This window comes from Acinetobacter baumannii (assembly GCF_009759685.1).
Taxonomy (GTDB): Bacteria; Pseudomonadota; Gammaproteobacteria; order Pseudomonadales; family Moraxellaceae; genus Acinetobacter; species Acinetobacter baumannii.
The window spans coordinates 785,127-806,987 of the sequence record NZ_CP046654.1 but is presented as its reverse complement, the minus strand read 5'-3'; the positions used below and the strand labels follow the sequence as shown (position 1 = coordinate 806,987).

Annotated in this window: 19 protein-coding genes, 2 tRNA genes and 3 rRNA genes; 11 read left to right on the top strand and 13 right to left on the bottom strand. The window is 39.8% G+C overall.

Going from position 1 to position 21,861, the window contains the following annotated elements; translation table 11 throughout:
* Nucleotides 1-7: 7 nt before the first annotated feature.
* From GO593_RS03750 to hflX, 4 genes are all read right to left on the bottom strand, one after another.
* The gene (locus tag GO593_RS03750) at nucleotides 8-451 is read right to left on the bottom strand and encodes a DUF2147 domain-containing protein (protein ID WP_000514366.1); all 444 of its coding nucleotides are present in this window, start codon (nucleotides 449-451) and stop codon (nucleotides 8-10) included.
* Nucleotides 452-535: 84 nt separating this feature from the next.
* A complete protein-coding gene (locus tag GO593_RS03745) occupies nucleotides 536-1,210 on the bottom strand; it encodes an LrgB family protein (protein ID WP_000480818.1) in 675 nt (224 codons plus the stop codon).
* Nucleotides 1,211-1,220: 10 nt separating this feature from the next.
* Nucleotides 1,221-1,592, bottom strand: a complete 372-nt coding sequence (locus tag GO593_RS03740) for a hypothetical protein (RefSeq protein WP_000357904.1) — start codon at nucleotides 1,590-1,592, stop codon at nucleotides 1,221-1,223.
* Between the two features lie 42 nt (nucleotides 1,593-1,634).
* Complete coding sequence (gene hflX, locus GO593_RS03735) at nucleotides 1,635-2,969, bottom strand: ribosome rescue GTPase HflX (RefSeq protein WP_000456884.1); 1,335 nt, start codon at nucleotides 2,967-2,969, stop codon at nucleotides 1,635-1,637.
* Nucleotides 2,970-3,172: 203 nt separating this feature from the next.
* Between hflX and GO593_RS03730 the strand changes: the two genes are divergently transcribed.
* Nucleotides 3,173-3,982, top strand: coding sequence for a lysophospholipid acyltransferase family protein (locus tag GO593_RS03730; protein WP_000195147.1), 810 nt, complete (start codon nucleotides 3,173-3,175; stop codon nucleotides 3,980-3,982).
* Here GO593_RS03730 and GO593_RS03725 read toward each other — a convergent pair whose 3' ends face one another.
* On the bottom strand, nucleotides 3,983-5,608 hold the full coding sequence (locus tag GO593_RS03725; RefSeq protein WP_000079181.1) for a phospholipase D family protein: 1,626 nt from the start codon (nucleotides 5,606-5,608) through the stop codon (nucleotides 3,983-3,985).
* A gap of 106 nt (nucleotides 5,609-5,714) precedes the next feature.
* Between GO593_RS03725 and GO593_RS03720 the strand changes: the two genes are divergently transcribed.
* Nucleotides 5,715-6,725, top strand: a complete 1,011-nt coding sequence (locus tag GO593_RS03720; protein WP_000267334.1) for a metallophosphoesterase — start codon at nucleotides 5,715-5,717, stop codon at nucleotides 6,723-6,725.
* Between the two features lie 47 nt (nucleotides 6,726-6,772).
* Here GO593_RS03720 and GO593_RS03715 read toward each other — a convergent pair whose 3' ends face one another.
* Genes GO593_RS03715 through GO593_RS03705 form a run of 3 tightly spaced genes read right to left on the bottom strand, consistent with a single transcriptional unit; the run spans nucleotide 6,773 to nucleotide 8,999 of the window.
* Nucleotides 6,773-7,252, bottom strand: coding sequence for an OmpA family protein (locus tag GO593_RS03715; protein ID WP_001097560.1), 480 nt, complete (start codon nucleotides 7,250-7,252; stop codon nucleotides 6,773-6,775).
* 14 nt (nucleotides 7,253-7,266) lie between these two features.
* Nucleotides 7,267-8,490: a diguanylate cyclase domain-containing protein gene (locus GO593_RS03710; protein WP_001985195.1), complete on the bottom strand. Its 1,224-nt coding sequence runs from the start codon at nucleotides 8,488-8,490 to the stop codon at nucleotides 7,267-7,269.
* 5 nt (nucleotides 8,491-8,495) lie between these two features.
* Nucleotides 8,496-8,999 carry a YfiR family protein gene (locus GO593_RS03705; protein ID WP_001985194.1) on the bottom strand — a complete coding sequence of 168 codons (504 nt, stop codon included), beginning with the start codon at nucleotides 8,997-8,999 and terminating at the stop codon, nucleotides 8,496-8,498.
* Between the two features lie 542 nt (nucleotides 9,000-9,541).
* Between GO593_RS03705 and GO593_RS03700 the strand changes: the two genes are divergently transcribed.
* From GO593_RS03700 to rrf, 5 genes are all read left to right on the top strand, one after another.
* Nucleotides 9,542-11,078: ribosomal RNA gene (locus GO593_RS03700) — 16S ribosomal RNA — on the top strand.
* Nucleotides 11,079-11,137: 59 nt separating this feature from the next.
* Nucleotides 11,138-11,214, top strand: a tRNA-Ile gene (locus tag GO593_RS03695).
* Nucleotides 11,215-11,269: 55 nt separating this feature from the next.
* Nucleotides 11,270-11,345 (top strand) — tRNA-Ala (locus GO593_RS03690).
* Between the two features lie 340 nt (nucleotides 11,346-11,685).
* Nucleotides 11,686-14,578, top strand: a 23S ribosomal RNA gene (locus GO593_RS03685).
* Nucleotides 14,579-14,762: 184 nt separating this feature from the next.
* Nucleotides 14,763-14,877: ribosomal RNA gene (gene rrf, locus GO593_RS03680) — 5S ribosomal RNA — on the top strand.
* The 16S, 23S and 5S rRNA genes sit together here with 2 tRNA genes alongside, the layout of an rRNA operon.
* Nucleotides 14,878-15,089: 212 nt before the next feature.
* Here the strand turns inward: rrf and GO593_RS03675 are convergent.
* The 3 genes from GO593_RS03675 to GO593_RS03665 form a co-directional block, all read right to left on the bottom strand.
* The gene (locus tag GO593_RS03675) at nucleotides 15,090-16,463 is read right to left on the bottom strand and encodes a dihydrolipoyl dehydrogenase (protein WP_000459898.1); all 1,374 of its coding nucleotides are present in this window, start codon (nucleotides 16,461-16,463) and stop codon (nucleotides 15,090-15,092) included.
* Between the two features lie 86 nt (nucleotides 16,464-16,549).
* Complete coding sequence (locus tag GO593_RS03670; protein WP_000779311.1) at nucleotides 16,550-17,743, bottom strand: hypothetical protein; 1,194 nt, start codon at nucleotides 17,741-17,743, stop codon at nucleotides 16,550-16,552.
* Nucleotides 17,744-18,094: 351 nt separating this feature from the next.
* Nucleotides 18,095-18,430, bottom strand: a complete 336-nt coding sequence (locus GO593_RS03665) for a protein tyrosine phosphatase family protein (protein WP_001293924.1) — start codon at nucleotides 18,428-18,430, stop codon at nucleotides 18,095-18,097.
* 192 nt (nucleotides 18,431-18,622) lie between these two features.
* Here GO593_RS03665 and GO593_RS03660 point away from each other — a divergent pair, with 192 nt between their 5' ends.
* From GO593_RS03660 to GO593_RS03650, 3 genes are read left to right on the top strand one after another with little or no spacing between them, the layout of a single operon-like run.
* Nucleotides 18,623-19,519, top strand: a complete 897-nt coding sequence (locus tag GO593_RS03660) for an alpha/beta hydrolase (RefSeq protein ID WP_000543478.1) — start codon at nucleotides 18,623-18,625, stop codon at nucleotides 19,517-19,519.
* The gene (gene trxC, locus GO593_RS03655; protein WP_000587652.1) at nucleotides 19,520-19,957 is read left to right on the top strand and encodes a thioredoxin TrxC; all 438 of its coding nucleotides are present in this window, start codon (nucleotides 19,520-19,522) and stop codon (nucleotides 19,955-19,957) included. It abuts the gene before it with no gap.
* Between the two features lies 1 nt (nucleotide 19,958).
* Nucleotides 19,959-20,381, top strand: a complete 423-nt coding sequence (locus GO593_RS03650; RefSeq protein WP_001287657.1) for an acyl-CoA thioesterase — start codon at nucleotides 19,959-19,961, stop codon at nucleotides 20,379-20,381.
* Nucleotides 20,382-20,420: 39 nt separating this feature from the next.
* Here the strand turns inward: GO593_RS03650 and GO593_RS03645 are convergent, their stop codons facing one another.
* Together GO593_RS03645 and GO593_RS03640 are read right to left on the bottom strand one after the other, a co-directional pair.
* Nucleotides 20,421-20,915, bottom strand: coding sequence for a DUF4442 domain-containing protein (locus GO593_RS03645; protein WP_000083571.1), 495 nt, complete (start codon nucleotides 20,913-20,915; stop codon nucleotides 20,421-20,423).
* A gap of 35 nt (nucleotides 20,916-20,950) precedes the next feature.
* Nucleotides 20,951-21,439 carry a YajQ family cyclic di-GMP-binding protein gene (locus GO593_RS03640; protein ID WP_001138893.1) on the bottom strand — a complete coding sequence of 163 codons (489 nt, stop codon included), beginning with the start codon at nucleotides 21,437-21,439 and terminating at the stop codon, nucleotides 20,951-20,953.
* A 91-nt stretch (nucleotides 21,440-21,530) separates the two neighbouring features.
* Between GO593_RS03640 and GO593_RS03635 the strand changes: the two genes are divergently transcribed.
* Nucleotides 21,531-21,845 (top strand): rhodanese-like domain-containing protein, encoded by a 315-nt coding sequence (locus GO593_RS03635; protein ID WP_000619820.1) that lies wholly within the window; start codon nucleotides 21,531-21,533, stop codon nucleotides 21,843-21,845.
* Nucleotides 21,846-21,861: the final 16 nt, after the last annotated feature.

Sequence of the window (21,861 nt, the reverse complement as noted above, 5' to 3'; positions counted from 1 at the left end):
AAGATATTTATTCTAGGCGAATCCAGATCTGATTACGACCTAAAGCAGATACCCCAAGGTAACCGCGCATGTGTAGACGTTTACCATTTGCACTGAGTTTTGCTTTTAATCCGTAAACTTTACCCGTATTTGGGTCTAGAATTTTTCCACCTGTATAGGTTGAATTATCAGTTTGCTTGAGCCCGGTTGCGATATCTAAGCCTAAAATAGGCTTATTGGTATAAGGCGCAGGACAGTTATCACAAATTTCTTTTGGCGTATAACCTGGGCGCGGTGTAATTTTTACGATTTTACCTGCATAAGTACCATTTGCCTCTTTCCGTATTTCTACATGTGCTTTAGGTGTACCTGTTTTATCATCAATCGTTTGCCAAAGACCTGTAATATCAGCTGCAAAAGTAGCTGTATTTATTCCCACTAGGAGCAAAGCTCCAACAAAAAATTTCCCCATAATCAAAAAATCCTTTTAGATTTGAAAGGTCCATCTTATTTGTAATTAATAACGGGTTCAATGTTTATTTAAACTACTTTTTAATCAGTGTATTCCAAAAGATAACATGAAGGTTGGTAGCCAAATAGCAGTAAATACACCGTTTAATGCCATACCAAATGCCGCATAACGACCTGCTACAGGTCCACGTTGCCAAGCTTGGGCAGTTCCAATTGCATGTGCAGCTAAGCCTAGAGCTAAACCTGATGCTCTTTCATCGTGTATATGCTTAAGTAAAAATGGTGAAAATGCTGCACCAATAACTCCGGATAAAATCACAATGAGAGTGACTAATGTCTCTGGAGCATGTAATAAGGTCGCGATGTTTAAAGCAATTGGGGTGGTTACTGCACGTGTAGCAAAAGCCAAAATAGTCGGCTCAGACATATGCAATAGGTAAGCAAGGCCCATTGGTAAAGCAACGGCACTAATGCTGGCAAAGCATAAAATACCAATCACCGATTTAAGAGGTAAATCGTCATAACGCATTGCAGCCAAAGGTATAGCTAAAGCAACCGTGACATAGCCTAATAAATGGCTGAATAAATCATTTACGTAAAGTCGATATTCTTCATAGGGAACTTTCAAAATTGACAATAGCCCAATGACAATGAACATGCCGAAAACTAAAAGAGGAACTTGAGGAAAGCGGCGGTTTAATGGTTTTGCACAAAGATAGCCAACTAAAGTGATCAAAAATCCATAAAGAATCATAAACATTTTATTCTCCTTATAACCAATGTTTTGCCATTTTTGCATAGACCCACAAGGGTATAAGGGTGCTCACTACCAAAACAAAAAGAAATAGCGGAATTTCTTTACCCATATGCACCAGCATAATTAAGGAGCCTGCACAAATGGGTAAAAAAGCAAAACCACTTTCTTTCATGACTTTATTGTTAGTATCGACAAGTCTTAGCGGGATTTTCTTAAATTTACGCCAAATCAGTAAAACGATAAGTAAACTAATTAAACCTACCAGATTGCCTAACTCTGGATGACCAAAAGCACGCATAACGACGACTGAGCCTTCGCGAAAACCGATAATAAGTAGTAAGGTTCCTACCCATGCTGCCCAGTCTATACTTTTGATCTTATCCATATTTTTTATCTCTAAAAGTTTACTTATCAAGTTTTAACTGATCTAGTGCTTGATTTCAAACTCTTCCAGTGGTCTTTTAAACTGACTTGCGCGTTCACCTAATATCTCATCTATAGGGAGTTTGGCTTGGCGAATTAACTGCTCAAGCTTATGAGGTGCAATTCGTATATCAATATGTAATAGCCCTTCATCGTCATAATGCTCAGATTGAATGACATTTAAAGCATAAAGTTGAGTACGCAATTTGCCATAAGCAGGTTTAAGTACCAATGAGAAGTGTTGAAGTTGTCCCATTAGACATTCTTGTACGGCTTGGCGAAGTAAATCTAGACCTAACCCTGAGTGTGCAGATACATAAACACGATCTGGAACATGGGGCTCTGAATAAATAATTTTTGCCTCTTCGCCACTCAAATCAATTTTGTTATAAACACGAAGTACGGGTGCATCCGCGCCAATTTCCTTCAATACACCTTCAACTGCTTCAATCTGGTCAAGCATGTCATGACTACTGCTATCGATGACATGTAAAAGCAGGGTAGCTTCAAGCGTTTCTTCTAAAGTTGCTTTAAATGATTCGACCAAATCATGTTGTAAGTTTCGTACGAACCCTACTGTATCTGCTAGAACCACCGTACCAATTCCATCCCATTCTAGACGGCGTAAGGTTGGATCAAGTGTTGCAAATAGTTGGTCGGCTGCATACACATCACTTTTCGCTAAAATATTAAATAAGGTTGATTTACCCGCGTTGGTATAACCGACTAATGAAACAGTTGGGATCGAAGCTTTTTGTCTTGCAGCTCGTCCTTGCATACGGGTTTGATGGACTTTCTCTAACTTATCTTTTAACTGGGTAATACGAACACGAATGAGACGACGGTCTGTTTCGAGTTGTGATTCACCGGGACCGCGTAAACCAATACCACCTTTTTGTTGTTCAAAATCAGCAGACCAACCACGGATTAAACGGGTTGATAAATGTTTTAACTGAGCAAGTTCAACTTGTAATTTACCTTCATGGGTCCGCGCGCGCTGGGCAAAAATATCTAAGATGAGACCGGTGCGGTCAATAACGCGGCATTTTAAAATCTTTTCTAAATTACGCTCTTGGGCAGGGGTTAATGCATGATCAAAAATAACAAGACTTGCTTCTAAGTCCTGAACTTGTTCTGCAATCTCATCAACTTTACCTGAACCAATAAAAAACTTAGGGTCCGGTTTATTACGTTGAACTTTAATGTGCTCAAGAATATCTGCACCAGCTGACTGTGCAAGTAGAGCAAATTCTTCGGCATCCAGATCATCTAATAATTGTACAGACACACTCACTAATATTGTGCGTTCACCGCCTTGATGCCGATCAACATATTCCACGTGGCTATAAATCCTGAATAAGGTAAAACTTTATTCTAGAGGAAACTTGGGCAAAAGGGGAAAGGGTTTACTCTTATTCTTTAGATTAACTACAGCGCATTTTATTTTTATTTGTGTCTATCACACAGCGATGCAAGTTTATTCCGAAACGTATAGAATGGCTCGAGATGGGTATAACAATGATTGATCGTTAGTGAAATTTTATGACTCAAACGCAAAGTATAGTGAATTCAACGTTAAAGAAATTTTCAAAAATAGGTTTATACGGAAAAAAAGTTACTTCAGCGACTGCGGCAATCAGTGAAGGTTTTTACTTAGTTTATCGTCATGGACTTTATAAAGATCCAAATAACCCTGTTAACACTCGATATGTTCAATATTTCTGTCGTCGTTTATGCCAAGTATTTAATCTTGAAGTTCAAGTACATGGCACAATCCCTAGAGAGCCCGCTTTATGGGTGAGTAACCATATTTCTTGGCTTGATATCGCCGTTTTAGGTTCAGGTGCACGTGTCTTCTTCTTAGCTAAAGCCGAGATAGAAAAGTGGCCTATTCTTGGCAATTTGGCGAAAGGTGGGGGCACCTTATTTATTAAACGTGGATCAGGTGACTCCATTAAAATTCGAGAGCAAATTACCGAATTTTTAAAGCAAAATATTCCGGTTTTATTTTTCCCTGAAGCGACTACTACAGATGGCCATTCTGTTAAGCGGGTTCATGGTCGTTTACTCGGAGCTGCTATCGAAGCTCAGCGTCCGGTACAGGTATGTTTAATCTGTTACGTAAACCGTCATGGTGAGTTAGATACCGTTGCACCATTTATTGGTGAGATGTCATTCGTTGAGCATATTCAACGTGTGCTAGAAATGCCGAAAGTAACAGCCCATTTACTTACACTTCCTCCTATTTCGGTAGAAGGCCATGATGTAAAAAGTTTGACTCAAGAAGTACAAGAAAAAATGGTTGAAGGATTGGCTCAATTACATAAAAAAGTACTTAAGCCAAAAAGTTAATTACATAAAACCTTCGAGTGGCAGCCATGATAGCAGTTTCATGCCTGCCTTTTGCCACCATTTCATTTCTGGTTCTTTTTTATAAATTACAGGGCCTTTTGAAGTTTCTTGTTGCCAGTAAATATGATTGTTTGGGTCGAGCTTTAATTTATAAGCATATTTGTTTAAGTTTTCATCCATCGTATGATGAATTGTTTTGGCCAGTGATGGACTATCTAAAATTACGCCAATTTCAGTATTTAAATACGCCGAACGTGGGTCAAAGTTAAATGAACCGATAAAAACCTGTTCATCTAATGCCATAAGTTTGGTGTGTAAACTTGAGCGGCTTAAACCTTTCATGTTTACTTTCGCTTTGGTTGCCAACTCATCCGTATTTTTATTTAAATCGCGTTTATCTGGAGTTGGTAAAAACTCATAAAGTTGAACGCCGTTTTTCAAAAGTTCTTTACGATATTTTCCATAAAACGCATGAACAACAGCTACGTCATTTGCTTTGAATGAGTTTGTTAAAACTCGAACTTCTACACCTTCTTTAGCAAGCGTACTTAAAATTTTAGCACCTTGCTTTTCTGGAATAAAATAAGCTGAAATCAGGTCAACATTGCTTTCTGGTTTTTCTAAATGGTTAATCAATTGGAAATTTAAATGTTCTTCTTTTTTCGCTTTTGATCTAATTTTATCAGGTGAGTCTTTCACAACCTCTGCTTTAACCCAATCAAATTTAATATTACGGTCTAACCATTTATCAAAAGCATGTGATCTAGAGGTTAAGTCAAGGAAGTTCTGAACGGTGGCTTGTTGATAATGAGCATCAAGTTGTTGTTTTAAGCTTTCATAGCGCAAACGGTGTTGTTGAGCACTGACGATACTTTGGACTGAATATGCATATTCATGATTCCAGTAGTCATCAAAAGAATTCACGATATCATCAACGGCAGCTCCAACCAACATGACATCGACATCAGAAAACTGATAACTGTCGCTGACGTTGTAATACTGATTTGTCATATTGCGCCCACCAATAAGCGCAACCTGATTATCAGCAATAAAGCTCTTGTTATGCATACGATGATTGATACGTTTTAAGTCTAAAATCATATCCATCGCGCGATATTTGCGGAAACGGTATGGGTTAAATAATTTAACTTCAATATTTTTATGTTGAGAAAGTGCGAGTAACACGCCTTCCATCTTTTTAGCATTATTGTCGTCAATTAATAAACGTACTTTAACACCCCGATCAGCAGCACGAATAATGGCATGTAAAGCTAAAGCACCGACTTTATCGTTATCCCAAATATAGTACTGTAAATCTAAAGTCTTTTCGGCTTTATCAATCAGCCTTAAGCGAGCCGCGAGTGCTTCTAAGGGATCATTTAAAAGATGATAACCCGTTAAATTCGGATTTTTTTCACGTAAAGGCGTAATAATTTTTGAAAGAGAAGTTTGAGATGTATCGATATCTCGTGCGTACTGGATTGGTTCAGGGCTATGTTTGGGTAATGTGCTACAACCTGTCAAAGCCACAGCGAAACTTGAACATACGACTATAGAAGCTTTAATCAAAAAGCCTTTAGCCAGTTGATGAGTTTGAAGCTGTTTGGAATGAAAGGATTGTGCCATAATCAATACATACGATAAGGTGAGCTAGAGTATAATTCGTGCATATTGAAAGATAAATATTGAATTTGATCACTAGCAATCAATATAAGATAAGTCGAGAATCGTAATGTGGAACCCAAATTCAATCATCTTTTGTTTTTACCTTATTTTTTCAATACTTGCTCTCTGGGGAATTATTGAAGCCTGGGTTCATCAATCACGTACTGAAACGATTCATCCATTTAAAGCTTTTGTTCACTTACTTGCTTTTTATCTATCTTATCTTCTTATTCCACTTTGGTTCTTTAATTTATATGCCGGTTGGATAGGTTATTACTCAATTCATGAAACCATTTTTATCTTTTTATTAAGCGGTATTCTCATTTACGCACGTTTTATAGAGCCACATATGGTACGTGTCGATGTTCACCAATATCGTTTAAATCCAGATCGCCGTTTTGCTAAACCTGTAAAAGTCGCTTTAATTGCAGACTTACATATAGGCCTATTCTCTGGGCATGAACGTCAACTCAAAATCATTGTGAAAAAGCTCAATGAACAACAGCCAGACTTAGTAGTTGTGGCAGGAGATTGGACTTATGAGCCAGAAGATAAGCTAGTACAGGAACTGAGTGTACTTAAAGATATTAAAGCTCCAGTTTATTCAGTTCCCGGGAACCATGACGAGCAATATCCGGGTCCGCCTATTCAACAATTATTAAAAGATGCACTTCACTTCAATGATGTAATGGATATTGAAGGAAAAATTGTTGAGTTTGATGAGTTTCGTTTAATCGGGATTGGTGACTTATGGGCAGGGAAAACCGATATGCGTTCAATGCCAGACTTACCTCAAGATAAACCATGGTTAATTCTTTCCCATAACCCCGATACGGTAGATATGGTCCCTAAATTACCTAATCGCCCTTTAATGTTGTCAGGTCATACACATGGAGGGCAGGTCGAACTTCCGTGGGTAACCAACTATATTATGAAAAAAGTATCAATTTTAGGCCATAAACGTGGTTTCTATTCGCATGAACACGCCGATGTATTTGTTACCGTAGGAACAGGTATGGTTGGAATACCATTAAGATTTCGTGTACCGCCTACTATTGATATTATTGAACTTGTATAAAACAAAAAAGCCAATCACAAAGGATTGGCTTTTTTATAATGAAAAATTTAAGGAATAATTACGATAGCAACACGACGATTAATTGCCCGATTTTCATTGGTTGTATTCGGTACATACGGTTGAGTTGAACCACGTCCAATAACGTAAATATTTTCCTTTTTAAAACCGTGAGTCAAGAAAAGGTTCGCAACACTTTGCGCACGTTCTTCAGATAACTTTTGGTTGTATTCAGGATTACCTACATCGTCAGTGTGACCAACGATTTTTAATTTATTCAAATCATATTTATTTAATTGATTTGCTAAACGTGTAAGCTCTGCTTCATGACTTTGTTTTAATGTTGCGTCATTAAAATCAAATAATAAGCGTTCCGGTAAACCTAGAGTCCAGCCTTCATTAGTAAGTACAAACCCCTCTTTTTTTAGCATTTTTACTTGACGATATTTCAAAGGACCAAAACTCAAGCAGCCTGCAAGCGCAATGCACAGCAATGCAATAAAGGAGAGTTTCAAAGATCTTGTATTCATAAATTAGCCTAAATTTAATTCTCTGGTTTATAAATAAACCAATGTTGCTCAGAAGTCTTAGCCTTATACATCGCTTGATCTGCTTGCATAATAAAATCTTCTGGACTAGACGCAAATTGGGATAAAGCAATCCCTACACTAAAACTGAAATAAATCGTTTGATCATTTAGATGCAAAGGTTCTTTACAGCTTTCGAGTAAATTTTCAGCAATAGATATTAAATGATCGGCATGCGTAATGGAATGCAAAATAACCGCAAATTCATCACCGCCTAAACGGGCAATAAAATCTTGATGACGTAAACGCGTTTGTAACCTTTTCGCCCTCTCTTTTAAAACCTCATCACCAGCTAAATGTCCGAACTGATCATTAATTGATTTGAAGTTATTGTTATCTATAAACAATAAGGCTGACTTATTATCAAAATCCTTATCTTCAAACATATCTAATAGTATTTGATAAAAATAATGTCTATTCGGTAATAGGGTCAGCTGGTCATGATGAGCTTGAAACGATAATTTACGATTTTCCTTTTGCAGCTGATTATCCCAAATCTGAATTTCTTCAAGTAACTCATTAAAAACTGTATTTAGATCTTGAAACTCTTTAATTCGGTTATAAGGAAAACGAAGGTTATAAGCTTTTTGTTCACTCACGATTTGAGCAATATTTGTGAGTGGATAAATCGCTTGCATAATTTGACGATAAGTCAAATTCACTGACCACCACAATGCACAAACAATAAATAGCATCGCAATAGCAAGGCCGACCATAATCATCTTTAAAAATTGCAATATTTTTTCAGAACTACCAAAAAGGGTGAGTTCACCTACATTCTGTTGATGATGATAAATCGTCAAATGTACCGGCTCATTTAAAAACCAGTGATCAAACCATTTCTCTAACACCGAAGTTTGACTCGACAACTTAAAACTTTGAGCAATCAGGTGATGTTCAGAGTCATAAATATGAATTGCTCGAATAGAGTGATCATTTGTGTATTCATTTAAGATTTGTTCGATCGTGATCTTATCGTTAAACACAACGGCAGGCTGAATACGCTCAAGAAGAGTATGGCTAAGTAATTGCAAATTTTGTTTTGCATAAGTTTCCATCGTAAAAACGGAAATTGATACAAATGTAAAAGAGCAAATAAAGAAAGTTATAGCAAAGATCGTAAATTGAGACTTTCTAAAAAGTGCATGTAGCGAAGTGGATTGATACAACTTAGATATCATAATCCTTACTCCGCGTTCTTAGCCAAGAGTAAAACCCTTGGATCAATATGGACCTTGGAATGGCTTAATGCATCTAAGTTAACTTTAAAAGTGGTGTAATTATTTTGATTATATAAACAAAAGATACTACCAACTTCACATTCTGGATTATTAATACTTAAAGAAAGCAAAGAACGATATGGATAATTCTGAATTAAGTTTTGCTGCTGCTGAGGTGGTGTGGTAGAGAAATAAACAGCCTGGCAATGCGATTTAGAAAAATCTTTAGCATTAACAGTTTGTACACGATAGTTATAAGATAATTGTTGAATATAAGACTGGAAGGTAGAAGTAATTGATGCATTATCAATTACACAAAGAGTAGGCGTGCTGACATTCTCCCACTTGCTATAACTTAAAATAGATAAAGTAAGCACATAAAAGTTATGTTTTGAATTGGCATAAGCAGGCCCACTCGTAGCAAACACTACAAGTATGCAAAATAATACTTTCTTAGCGGAGTGCCACATGGTGAGTTAATGCCAAATCAATTGCACGAATAATCTATTCTACATGAAGTTGAATAACTAAAAAAAGTTTAATATCTCATCTAATATCGAGTGAAAAGCCTAAAAAATGTACGCTTGATATGAAATGCTAGAAAAAGGGGTTGCAAAGGGAAAGAGATGGTCTATAATGCACATCCATCGGCGGTGATGCAGATAGAAACTTGTTGAAAAACAGTTACTTGTGATTAGATTGGTTGCTTTAAGTGATGAATTTGATGGTAAGTTGGTTTAGAGAATGAGTTTTAAAAATATCGAAATTACCTGTTGACTTTTAAGAGATTAAGAGTAATATAGCCGACCTAGCTTGCTGGTGACGAACCAGTAAGAAGATCATTAAGAGAATTGAAGAACAACTTGTGTGGATTTTTACTGATTGATTAATCGAAATAATTTTCATTGATTGATTGGTTTAAATTACTCGAAGTTTATTTGAGCGAAATTTAAGTCAGTAATTGATGAGCCAGAATTGGCACCTTGTCTATAAATAAGGTGCAAAATGATTTTAACTGAAGAGTTTGATCATGGCTCAGATTGAACGCTGGCGGCAGGCTTAACACATGCAAGTCGAGCGGGGGAAGGTAGCTTGCTACCGGACCTAGCGGCGGACGGGTGAGTAATGCTTAGGAATCTGCCTATTAGTGGGGGACAACATCTCGAAAGGGATGCTAATACCGCATACGTCCTACGGGAGAAAGCAGGGGATCTTCGGACCTTGCGCTAATAGATGAGCCTAAGTCGGATTAGCTAGTTGGTGGGGTAAAGGCCTACCAAGGCGACGATCTGTAGCGGGTCTGAGAGGATGATCCGCCACACTGGGACTGAGACACGGCCCAGACTCCTACGGGAGGCAGCAGTGGGGAATATTGGACAATGGGGGGAACCCTGATCCAGCCATGCCGCGTGTGTGAAGAAGGCCTTATGGTTGTAAAGCACTTTAAGCGAGGAGGAGGCTACTTTAGTTAATACCTAGAGATAGTGGACGTTACTCGCAGAATAAGCACCGGCTAACTCTGTGCCAGCAGCCGCGGTAATACAGAGGGTGCGAGCGTTAATCGGATTTACTGGGCGTAAAGCGTGCGTAGGCGGCTTATTAAGTCGGATGTGAAATCCCCGAGCTTAACTTGGGAATTGCATTCGATACTGGTGAGCTAGAGTATGGGAGAGGATGGTAGAATTCCAGGTGTAGCGGTGAAATGCGTAGAGATCTGGAGGAATACCGATGGCGAAGGCAGCCATCTGGCCTAATACTGACGCTGAGGTACGAAAGCATGGGGAGCAAACAGGATTAGATACCCTGGTAGTCCATGCCGTAAACGATGTCTACTAGCCGTTGGGGCCTTTGAGGCTTTAGTGGCGCAGCTAACGCGATAAGTAGACCGCCTGGGGAGTACGGTCGCAAGACTAAAACTCAAATGAATTGACGGGGGCCCGCACAAGCGGTGGAGCATGTGGTTTAATTCGATGCAACGCGAAGAACCTTACCTGGCCTTGACATACTAGAAACTTTCCAGAGATGGATTGGTGCCTTCGGGAATCTAGATACAGGTGCTGCATGGCTGTCGTCAGCTCGTGTCGTGAGATGTTGGGTTAAGTCCCGCAACGAGCGCAACCCTTTTCCTTACTTGCCAGCATTTCGGATGGGAACTTTAAGGATACTGCCAGTGACAAACTGGAGGAAGGCGGGGACGACGTCAAGTCATCATGGCCCTTACGGCCAGGGCTACACACGTGCTACAATGGTCGGTACAAAGGGTTGCTACACAGCGATGTGATGCTAATCTCAAAAAGCCGATCGTAGTCCGGATTGGAGTCTGCAACTCGACTCCATGAAGTCGGAATCGCTAGTAATCGCGGATCAGAATGCCGCGGTGAATACGTTCCCGGGCCTTGTACACACCGCCCGTCACACCATGGGAGTTTGTTGCACCAGAAGTAGCTAGCCTAACTGCAAAGAGGGCGGTTACCACGGTGTGGCCGATGACTGGGGTGAAGTCGTAACAAGGTAGCCGTAGGGGAACCTGCGGCTGGATCACCTCCTTAACGAAAGATTGACGATTGGTAAGAATCCACAACAAGTTGTTCTTCATAGATGTATCTGAGGGTCTGTAGCTCAGTTGGTTAGAGCACACGCTTGATAAGCGTGGGGTCACAAGTTCAAGTCTTGTCAGACCCACCATGACTTTGACTGGTTGAAGTTATAGATAAAAGATACATGATTGATGATGTAAGCTGGGGACTTAGCTTAGTTGGTAGAGCGCCTGCTTTGCACGCAGGAGGTCAGGAGTTCGACTCTCCTAGTCTCCACCAGAACTTAAGATAAGTTCGGATTACAGAAATTAGTAAATAAAGATTGAGATCTTGGTTTATTAACTTCTGTGATTTCATTATCACGGTAATTAGTGTGATCTGACGAAGACACATTAACTCATTAACAGATTGGCAAAATTGAGTCTGAAATAAATTGTTCACTCAAGAGTTTAGGTTAAGCAATTAATCTAGATGAATTGAGAACTAGCAAATTAACTGAATCAAGCGTTTTGGTATGTGAATTTAGATTGAAGCTGTACAGTGCTTAAGTGCACAGTGCTCTAAACTGAAATGTTGAAGTTACTAACTTGTAGGTAACATCGACTGTTTGGGGTTGTATAGTCAAGTAATTAAGTGCATGTGGTGGATGCCTTGGCAGTCAGAGGCGATGAAAGACGTGATAGCCTGCGAAAAGCTCCGGGGAGGCGGCAAATATCCTTTGATCCGGAGATGTCTGAATGGGGGAACCCACCTACTTTAAGGTAGGTATTGCAACATGAATACATAGTGTTGCAAGGCGAACGAGGGGAAGTGAAACATCTCAGTACCCTTAGGAAAAGAAATCAATTGAGATTCCCTCAGTAGCGGCGAGCGAACGGGGATCAGCCCATTAAGTTATGTGTGTTTTAGTGGAACGCTCTGGGAAGTGCGAACGTAGAGGGTGATATTCCCGTACACGAAAGGGCACACATAATGATGACGAGTAGGGCGAGGCACGTGAAACCTTGTCTGAATATGGGGGGACCATCCTCCAAGGCTAAATACTCCTGACTGACCGATAGTGAACCAGTACCGTGAGGGAAAGGCGAAAAGAACCCCTGTGAGGGGAGTGAAATAGATCCTGAAACCGCATGCATACAAGCAGTGGGAGCACCTTTGTGGTGTGACTGCGTACCTTTTGTATAATGGGTCAGCGACTTATATTCAGTAGCGAGGTTAACCGTATAGGGGAGCCGTAGAGAAATCGAGTCTTAATAGGGCGTTTAGTTGCTGGGTATAGACCCGAAACCAGGCGATCTATCCATGAGCAGGTTGAAGGTTGGGTAACACTAACTGGAGGACCGAACCCACTGTCGTTGAAAAGCCAGGGGATGACTTGTGGATAGGGGTGAAAGGCTAATCAAGCCTGGTGATAGCTGGTTCTCCCCGAAAGCTATTTAGGTAGCGCCTCGGACGAATACCATAGGGGGTAGAGCACTGTTTCGGCTAGGGGGTCATCCCGACTTACCAAACCGATGCAAACTCCGAATACCTATGAGTACTATCCGGGAGACAGACTGCGGGTGCTAACGTCCGTAGTCAAGAGGAAAACAATCCAGACCGCCAGCTAAGGCCCCAAAATCATAGTTAAGTGGGAAACGATGTGGGAAGGCATAGACAGCTAGGAGGTTGGCTTAGAAGCAGCCACCCTTTAAAGAAAGCGTAATAGCTCACTAGTCGAGTCGGCCTGCGCGGAAGATGTAACGGGGCTAAAACTATGTGCCGAAGCTGCGGATGTATACTTTGTATACGTGGTAGGGGAGCGTTCTGTAAGCCGATGAAGGTGTGTTGAGAAGCATGCTGGAGGTATCAGAAGTGCGAATGCTGACGTGAGTAACGACAAAACGGGTGAAAAACCCGTTCGCCGAAAGACCAAGGGTTCCAGTCCAACGTTAATCGGGGCTGGGTGAGTCGACCCCTAAGGCGAGGCCGAAAGGCGTAGTCGATGGGAAAATGGTTAATATTCCATTACTTCTGTGTAATGCGATGAGAGGACGGAGAAGGCTAAATCAGCCTGGCGTTGGTTGTCCAGGTGAAAGGATGTAGGCATGTATCTTAGGCAAATCCGGGGTACTCTATGCTGAGATCTGATAGCAAGCTGTACTTGTACAGCGAAGTGGTTGATGCCATGCTTCCAGGAAAAGTCTCTAAGCTTCAGTTACACAGGAATCGTACCCGAAACCGACACAGGTGGTCAGGTCGAGTAGACCAAGGCGCTTGAGAGAACTCTGCTGAAGGAACTAGGCAAAATGGTACCGTAACTTCGGGAGAAGGTACGCTGTTGTTGGTGATGGAACTCGCTTCCTGAGCTGACGACAGCCGCAGAAACCAGGCCGCTGCAACTGTTTATTAAAAACATAGCACTCTGCAAACACGAAAGTGGACGTATAGGGTGTGATGCCTGCCCGGTGCTGGAAGGTTAATTGATGGGGTTAGCGTAAGCGAAGCTCTTGATCGAAGCCCCAGTAAACGGCGGCCGTAACTATAACGGTCCTAAGGTAGCGAAATTCCTTGTCGGGTAAGTTCCGACCTGCACGAATGGCATAATGATGGCGGCGCTGTCTCCAGCAGAGGCTCAGTGAAATCGAAATCGCTGTGAAGATGCAGTGTACCCGCGGCTAGACGGAAAGACCCCGTGAACCTTTACTGCAGCTTGACACTGAACTTTGACCTTACTTGTGTAGGATAGGTGGGAGGCTTTGAAGCTGGAACGCTAGTTCCAGTGGAGCCGTCCTTGAAATACCACCCTGGTAATGTTGAGGTTCTAACTCTGTCCCGTGATCCGGGACGAGGACCGTGTCTGGTGGGTAGTTTGACTGGGGCGGTCTCCTCCTAAAGAGTAACGGAGGAGTACGAAGGTGCGCTCAGCGTGGTCGGAAATCACGCGTAGAGTATAAAGGCAAAAGCGCGCTTAACTGCGAGACCCACAAGTCGAGCAGGTACGAAAGTAGGTCTTAGTGATCCGGTGGTTCTGTATGGAAGGGCCATCGCTCAACGGATAAAAGGTACTCTGGGGATAACAGGCTGATACCGCCCAAGAGTTCATATCGACGGCGGTGTTTGGCACCTCGATGTCGGCTCATCTCATCCTGGGGCTGAAGCAGGTCCCAAGGGTATGGCTGTTCGCCATTTAAAGAGGTACGCGAGCTGGGTTTAGAACGTCGTGAGACAGTTCGGTCCCTATCTACCGTGGGCGCTGGAAATTTGAGAGGATCTGCTCCTAGTACGAGAGGACCAGAGTGGACGAACCTCTGGTGTACCGGTTGTGACGCCAGTCGCATCGCCGGGTAGCTATGTTCGGAAGGGATAACCGCTGAAAGCATCTAAGCGGGAAGCCTACCTCAAGATAAGATTTCCCTAGGACTTTATGTCCTCTAAAGAGCCGTTCGAGACTAGGACGTTGATAGGTTGGATGTGGAAGCATAGTGATATGTGAAGCTGACCAATACTAATTGCTCGTGAGGCTTGACTATACAACACCCAAGCAGTTGTATATGAAGCATCAATCGATTCTTAAATATGCAAGACAACTTGATTTAGTTATACCTCTAGCTAAAATGAACAGATAAAGTAAGATTCAATCAGCCCAGTCTGTTACAGATTTGGAAAACGCTTCGGCATCAAATAAGACCCAAGCAAGTATCCATAAACAGTTGTGCTGGCGACCATAGCAAGAGTGAACCACCTGATCCCTTCCCGAACTCAGAAGTGAAACCTCTTAGCGCTGATGGTAGTGTGGGATTACCCATGTGAGAGTAAGTCATCGCCAGCTCATTATTCTAAACACCCCAATCTCAAAAGAGGTTGGGGTGTTTTTTTATATGGGAAAGGGATAAAAGTGGCTAGGTAATAAAAATAAACTGTGTATTATCTAACTGAACAAACTTAGCCTCAATCAAGCAAAAATAATGTAGCACTCAACAGAAGAAGGCTTCTTGAAGTATAAAGAGCTAACTTTGCAAGAAAGCTCTCTTTTAATAATAATTATTTCAACTGCCTGCGAGCATGTTTAAGAGCAGTACGCAGGCCTTCTTCTAGTGTTGGATGATAAAAAGGTTTCTCTAAAATATCATTTAAAGTTAGCTCTTCTCCAATAATCCAGCTTAATAGATGAGCCATATGTTCTGTAGCTTCGGTAAATAACTCTGCACCAAGCAATTTCTGACTTTCTCGCTCTATATAAACTTCAATAGCACCCTTATTTTTCCCGAGTACGATAGCTCTTCCTTGTCTTTCATAAGATGCTTCACCTGTAACAAAGTCTACTCCATCATCTTTAAGTTGTTTATAACTTTGTCCCACAATTGCCATTTCTGGATGGCTAAATACAATTCCTAAGGGAGGAAGAGTTTTAACTGAATTAAGCTGTGGATAATTCAAACAGTTATGAACAACTTTTTTACCTTCATGGGCAGCTTCATGTTGTAAAGGGGTAGAAGTGTATGCATCACCAGCAATAAAAATTGGATAGTTATCTAGTTGTTTAGTTTTTGCATTTACAGGTAGTAATTTAATATCTTCAAAAGACTTATCAATATTTTCTAACTTTAGCGTGTCAAGTAAGCTCGAACGACCTGTTGCAGATAACACGTACTCAGTCTGGATAGACTCCTCTTTTTCATTAATTTTATAATTCAATATAACACCATCAGAAGTAGATTTAACCTCATGAGGCAATGTCTCAAATAAGAAATTTAACTCTTTACTCAGTTCTTCTTGAGCGAGTTGTTGTAGCTTAGGACTAGTAAATATCCCAATTCTTTTACTACGAGCAAATATAGTGGTTTCTACACCCAAATGATGCATGGCTTGGGCAATTTCTAGGGCAATTACTCCACTTCCAATAATAGCGATAGACTTGGGTAGGGTGTTTAATTCAAATATTTGATCTGTAGTAATAAGACGATCATCTAATTCTTGTTTCCAAGTTTGATCATAATTAGGTGTAGAGCCTACTGCTAAAATAAAACTTTTTGACTGATACCGTTTACCATTTACTTCAATAGTTTTTGCATCAATAAAATGAGCTTTACCCGAAATTTTATGTTCAGTGGGCCATTGTTCGACATCTTTTACTGTGGCCTTAGTAAAACGATCACGTAAGGTTCTCACATGCTCCATAACCTGATCAGTATTAATATCTGCTGAAGCACTCAGCCCAACCTCTTGGGCATTTTGTATATCATGCATACGGTTTGCAGTAGAGATTAAGACTTTACTTGGCATACACCCTACACGTGCGCAAGTAGTATCCCAAGGGCCATCATTTATAATTAAAAGATTATTAGTGTATTTTACTGCTTCTTTATAAGCGCTAATACCAGCCGTACCCGCGCCAATGATAATAAGATCGAACATTCTTAATGGGCTGTTTTTTAGAGATAGTCATATAGAATATATAGAAAAACCCTCCTAAGCAGAGGGTTTGTTTTGCTTATTTTGACTTAAAATGTAAATTTTTGCGCGAATGGTGATTTTAAGATAGTTGAAACAACTCCATTTTGATTAGTAGATTGACCTTCAATACTTACGCCATTAATTACATGTTTAAAGTCTAAAGTACTTCCATTCAAATCTTGTTTAAAAGTAAAAATATTTTTTCCTTCTAAATAAATACTACCATTAAACTTCTGTAGATTCGTCGTTGGGGTCTCATTCTCAACTCTACTTCCTTCAATACCAGTAATATTTGGTAAGCTTAATACTTGATTCTTACCTAATCTCACTCTATATATTGCGTTATTCGTATTGCCAGGAGTTGAGTTTACAACAAATGATATTGGTTCTGCGAAAGGAACATTAGGATTATCATTGATAAGTACATTGAAACCAGAACCACCTTGGATTACATAGAGATCACCATCAGTTGAGGTATTATCTTTATATACGCTCATTGCGCCTGTGGTAACTTCTTTTTCAGTTGGCTGGCCTGTCTGTGGATCTTGGACCATGGTAGTTGTAGTAATTTTATAATCGCTTGTGGTTGAGTTAATTAAGACAAATCTTTTTTGTTTAGTTTGTTGAAGTCCCCATGACTGTTGGAATGGATATGCAAAGGCTCCAGTAATAGTCACATCCTGGAAGTTTTTATCCTTATTTTCATTCTCAAAAATATAAATTCTGGTATTAGATTGATATTCCTGTAAATTTGGAGAAATATTATCAGAAGCAAGCTTAATATTCTTTAAATCATCTGCTGTAATATCAAAATCCCAATCATTATAACCTGTAAGTAAGGATTTAATTTCTTCACCTTTAAATACGTAGCAAGCGCGATAATCTGTAGTACTATTAATAAAACATTTTTCACGATAATGATCAGTATATTTAGTAAGGTCCACTTTTCTAATATCTAAAGTTAACTTGAGCGGGCCTTGTGCAAAAGTATCTAATGCATGATCGATATAACCTTTTGATAAGCTTTCATTATTAAGATCATATGCACCAAATAAATATTTTCCTTCTTGCTTTACACTATTTAAAACAGAATTGGCAAGTTCTTGATCGGTTGAAGGTGTAGTTGGTGTTGTCGTTGAACCCGAGTCTGAGTTTTGATTATAGTAGCCATCACCACCTCCACCACAAGCTGATAAGAAAACAGCTAAAGTAAGCCCACATACCCCTTGAGTAAGTTTCATCATTATCCCCATTAAAATGATAAGTTATTTAAAATAATTTTTAGTTTTACAAAATAACATATATTTCATGAGCTTGCTCAGGATATTTACATCAAGAAAATTTAATTAAATGCTTGTTCCCATACTTACCCCGACAGTAGGGCGTACTTGCATAGATGAACACGCGCTGAGAATAAGGCAGCTTACTAATAACAAAATCAATTTATTCATAAAATAACTAAGTAAATAAAAAGTGATTTAACAACTTTAGCTGAAGACTGTTTGTATATCTGTTGAATTGATGCAGTTGTATATATTTTTTTATTAAATAAAAGCTCTATCTTTAAATAAAAATAGAGCTTATGAATTTATTTAATCGTCTAACAAATCCATTTGTTTGGCTAATTGATAAAGATTGTTTGAACGGTTTCCAGTACGGCAGAACATGAGAACCGGTTTTGGAAGTTCATTATAGTGATTTGCAAAAGTACGAACATCAAGTTCAGTAATTTGGCCAGCTACAACAGGCTGATAAACATAATCTAGACCAGCTTGGCGTGCTGCTTCTTCAATTTGAGCACTGGTTGGTTGTTCTGGACCACCTTCCATGTCAGGACGGTTATTAATAATAGATTTAAAGCCTTTTTCTACAACTTGACCCACATGTTCTGGGCCAATTTGACCTGCGAAACCAACATTCTCTGACATTTCGTCACTCCAAAATTTAATAAAACCTCTTATGCTGTATCATAGCATTAAGCTTAACCTGAGATACAAGACACTAAAACGTTGTTCCTACATAGATAAAATTTATGTAAAAGAACAGCTCTAGATTTTTAAAAGGCGATCAGGATGTTTTTTGTAAATTCATTACTTCGACCATAATGCCACGGAGCACATATGCACGCTTATACGGTTGAGCCTTTATATGTTCCATGTGATCAGGAAATGATCGCAGCTGACTTTTATATTCCAAAAACAAATAATAAATCTGCGGTAATTATCATGGCACATGGTTTTGCCGGATTGCGTCAATTCAAACTCATCCAATATGCCCAGCGTTTTGCTCAAGCTGGCTATGCGGTTATTTTATTTGATTACCGATATTGGGGTGGAAGTACAGGTAAGCCCCGAGAGATGATTTCTATCAACTCTCAACTAGAAGACTGGAAGACCATGATTCAATATGCTTCTACGTGTAAATTTATAGATAATCGAAGAATTGTATTGTGGGGAACATCCTTAAGTGGGGGATATGCTTTAAGCCTAGCTTCTGAATTAAAGAATATTCAGGCCATTATGGTACAAATTCCATATGTTGATGGTGCGGAAACAGCAAAATTATACCCATTACAGCGTTATCCCCAAGCTTTAAAGTTGTCGAGCCAAGATTATATGGGTTCAAAAATGGGCCTTAACCCTAAAAGGTTGCCTGTTGTAGATCAATATAAATTGTGCTTTATGCCAACAGCAGATAGCTATTATGGTTATTTATCGATTGTGAATCCGGATTATTACTGGAGTGGAGAAGTCCCGGCACGGGTGTTTTTTAATTTGATGCGTTATCGCCCAATTCAACTTGTACGTCAAATTAATATTCCAGTTTTATTTATTGCGGCTCAGCATGATTCTTTGATTCCAATTGAGTCTAGTCGTGAAGCTGCGACTAATATTGCTCCTTTTGTGAGTTATCATGAATGGGATATGAAACATTTTGATATCTATCACGGTTCATGGTTTGAAAAAGCAGTGACGACCCAATTAGAATTTTTACATCAGCATATAGGAGTGATGTAAATGATTATTGTATGTGCATCGTGCGGTGCAAAAAATAGAGTACCAGAGGAAAAACTTACCGCTCAACCGAGTTGTGGACAATGTCATCAGCCATTACTCCCGCTTGAGCCAATTGAGTTAAATGAACAAAACTTTAGCAACTACATCACAAATAGTGATCTGCCTATTTTGATAGATTTATGGGCAGAATGGTGCGGACCTTGTAAAATGATGGCGCCACATTTTGCACAAGTTGCAAAACAAAATCCACGTGTCATTTTTGCCAAGATTAATACCGAAGAGTCTCCTCGCTTAAGCCAAGCATTTAATGTGAGAAGTATTCCTACCCTTGTATTAATGAATAAAACCACAGAAGTTGCTCGAATGAGCGGCGCATTACGCGCGCCTGAATTGCAACAGTGGCTAGATCAACAACTTCAAACGAATTTCGGGAGCTAAGGTGTCAGAAGCTTATACCAAACCAGAAGGAATTTTATCCTTACAAACGATTGCCATGCCAGCAGATACAAACTGGAGTGGTGATGTGTTTGGTGGGTGGATCGTGTCACAAATGGACTTGGCTGGAGCAATTCACGCGGAGCGTTTTAGTCGTGGTCGCTGTGCTACGATTTCCATTAATCAGATGACCTTTTTGGTTCCGGTAAAAGTAGGCTTTGTTATTAGCTGCTATACCAAAATCTTAAAAGTGGGTAATACCTCTATTCAAATGCAAATTGAAGTTTGGGATAGCCATGATGACTCTCGTGCCCCAATTCGTATTACTGAAGGGGTCTTTACCTTTGTTGCAGTAGATGTAAAAGGCAACAAACGTCAGATTCCTGAGGAAGCGAAACAGAAATTTCTTGCCTCTCAAGAATCGTAATAAAAAAGCCCAAATTTGAATTTGGGCTTTTTTATATCTTTATTTCTTACGTTTAGGTAACCATGCCCATAACATTTGGCATTGAATCGGTTCATTACCTGCATCATCAATGACCGTAACTGGAATAACAAGTTCACCTTTCTCATGATCAGCAATATATTTTTGCTGTTCGGTAGAGAGAGTCGCTGTTGCTGTTAAACCACCTTCAACCACTTTTAAATAATCAACATGTAATGATTTGATTAATAAAATACGGTTATCTGGAATATGTAAACCCGTTAGAAAACCTGTTGCAGTTTCTGCCAAAAGCGCCATAGCCGCAGCATGGACACCTTTAATATGGTTCTGCATATTTTTTTGATTCTCTAAGCGAACCGTCACATGGTTTACATCTACTTCCAGATAGCGAATGTTTGCTGTACCCACCATTGGCACAATGCGGCCAAATGCCTTACTCCAAAGCGTACTCCGAATACCTTTAGGGAATTTTGAAGTTGCTTTTACCAGTTTTAATAGACGATTGGATTGAGACATGGGATTACCTTAATTGGGAATGTCATGCTAAGACATTAATCTTTAAAGTTATTAAATTGTAATGGCAGACCAAATTGTTGTTCACGTAAAAAAGCCATCACTTGTTGTAAAGTGTCACGCTTTTTATCAGTTACACGGATTTTGTCGCCTTGAATAGATGATTGCACTTTGATGCCACTTTCTTTAATGGCTTTATTAATTTTTTTTGCTGTATCAGAGTCAAGGCCATCTTTTAGTTTAATCACTTGTACAAAATTTTTGCCTGATGCTGTTGCTTTCTGTGGGTCAAGCGCTTGCACATCAATTTTACGTTTATAAAAGTGATTTTCTAACATGTTATAAACTTGTTCACACTGGAAATCACTTTCTGTACTGATTTTTATCTCTTTATTTTTTTCATTTAATTCGATAGAAACATCATGACCACGGAAGTCAAAACGTGTTGCAATCTCTTTTTGGGTGTTTTGTACAGCGTGGTTAACTTCAAATAACTCTAATTCAGAAACAATATCGAAAGAAGGCATAGTTTAGACCTTTACAAAGTGAAAGAATATTTGAGATGCTAAGAGGGTTTTCTTCATTTGCCAAGTGTTGTTTACATCAAAGGAGTGCACAATGATCCGTAAACAAGAAATTACAACATTTGAGTTCCCAGAAAATGCTGTTATCTGGGATGTCCGTGATTCAAGTGCTTATGCAGAAGGGCATGTTAAAGGTGCGGTAAGCCGCCCAATTAATGATTTAAATGCTGATATTTTGAACCAGGTCGCTGCGGATCAGCCGATTTATATTTTATGTGGTGGTGGTAGCAAAGCTCCTCGTGCAGCTGAGAAACTAGAAGGCTTAGATGCCTCGCGTGAATATGTCGTGCTGATGGGAGGGACGCGTGCAGCTCGTGACGCAGGTTTACCTCTAGAGCAGGGCGCATAAAAAAAGCACCTTCGGG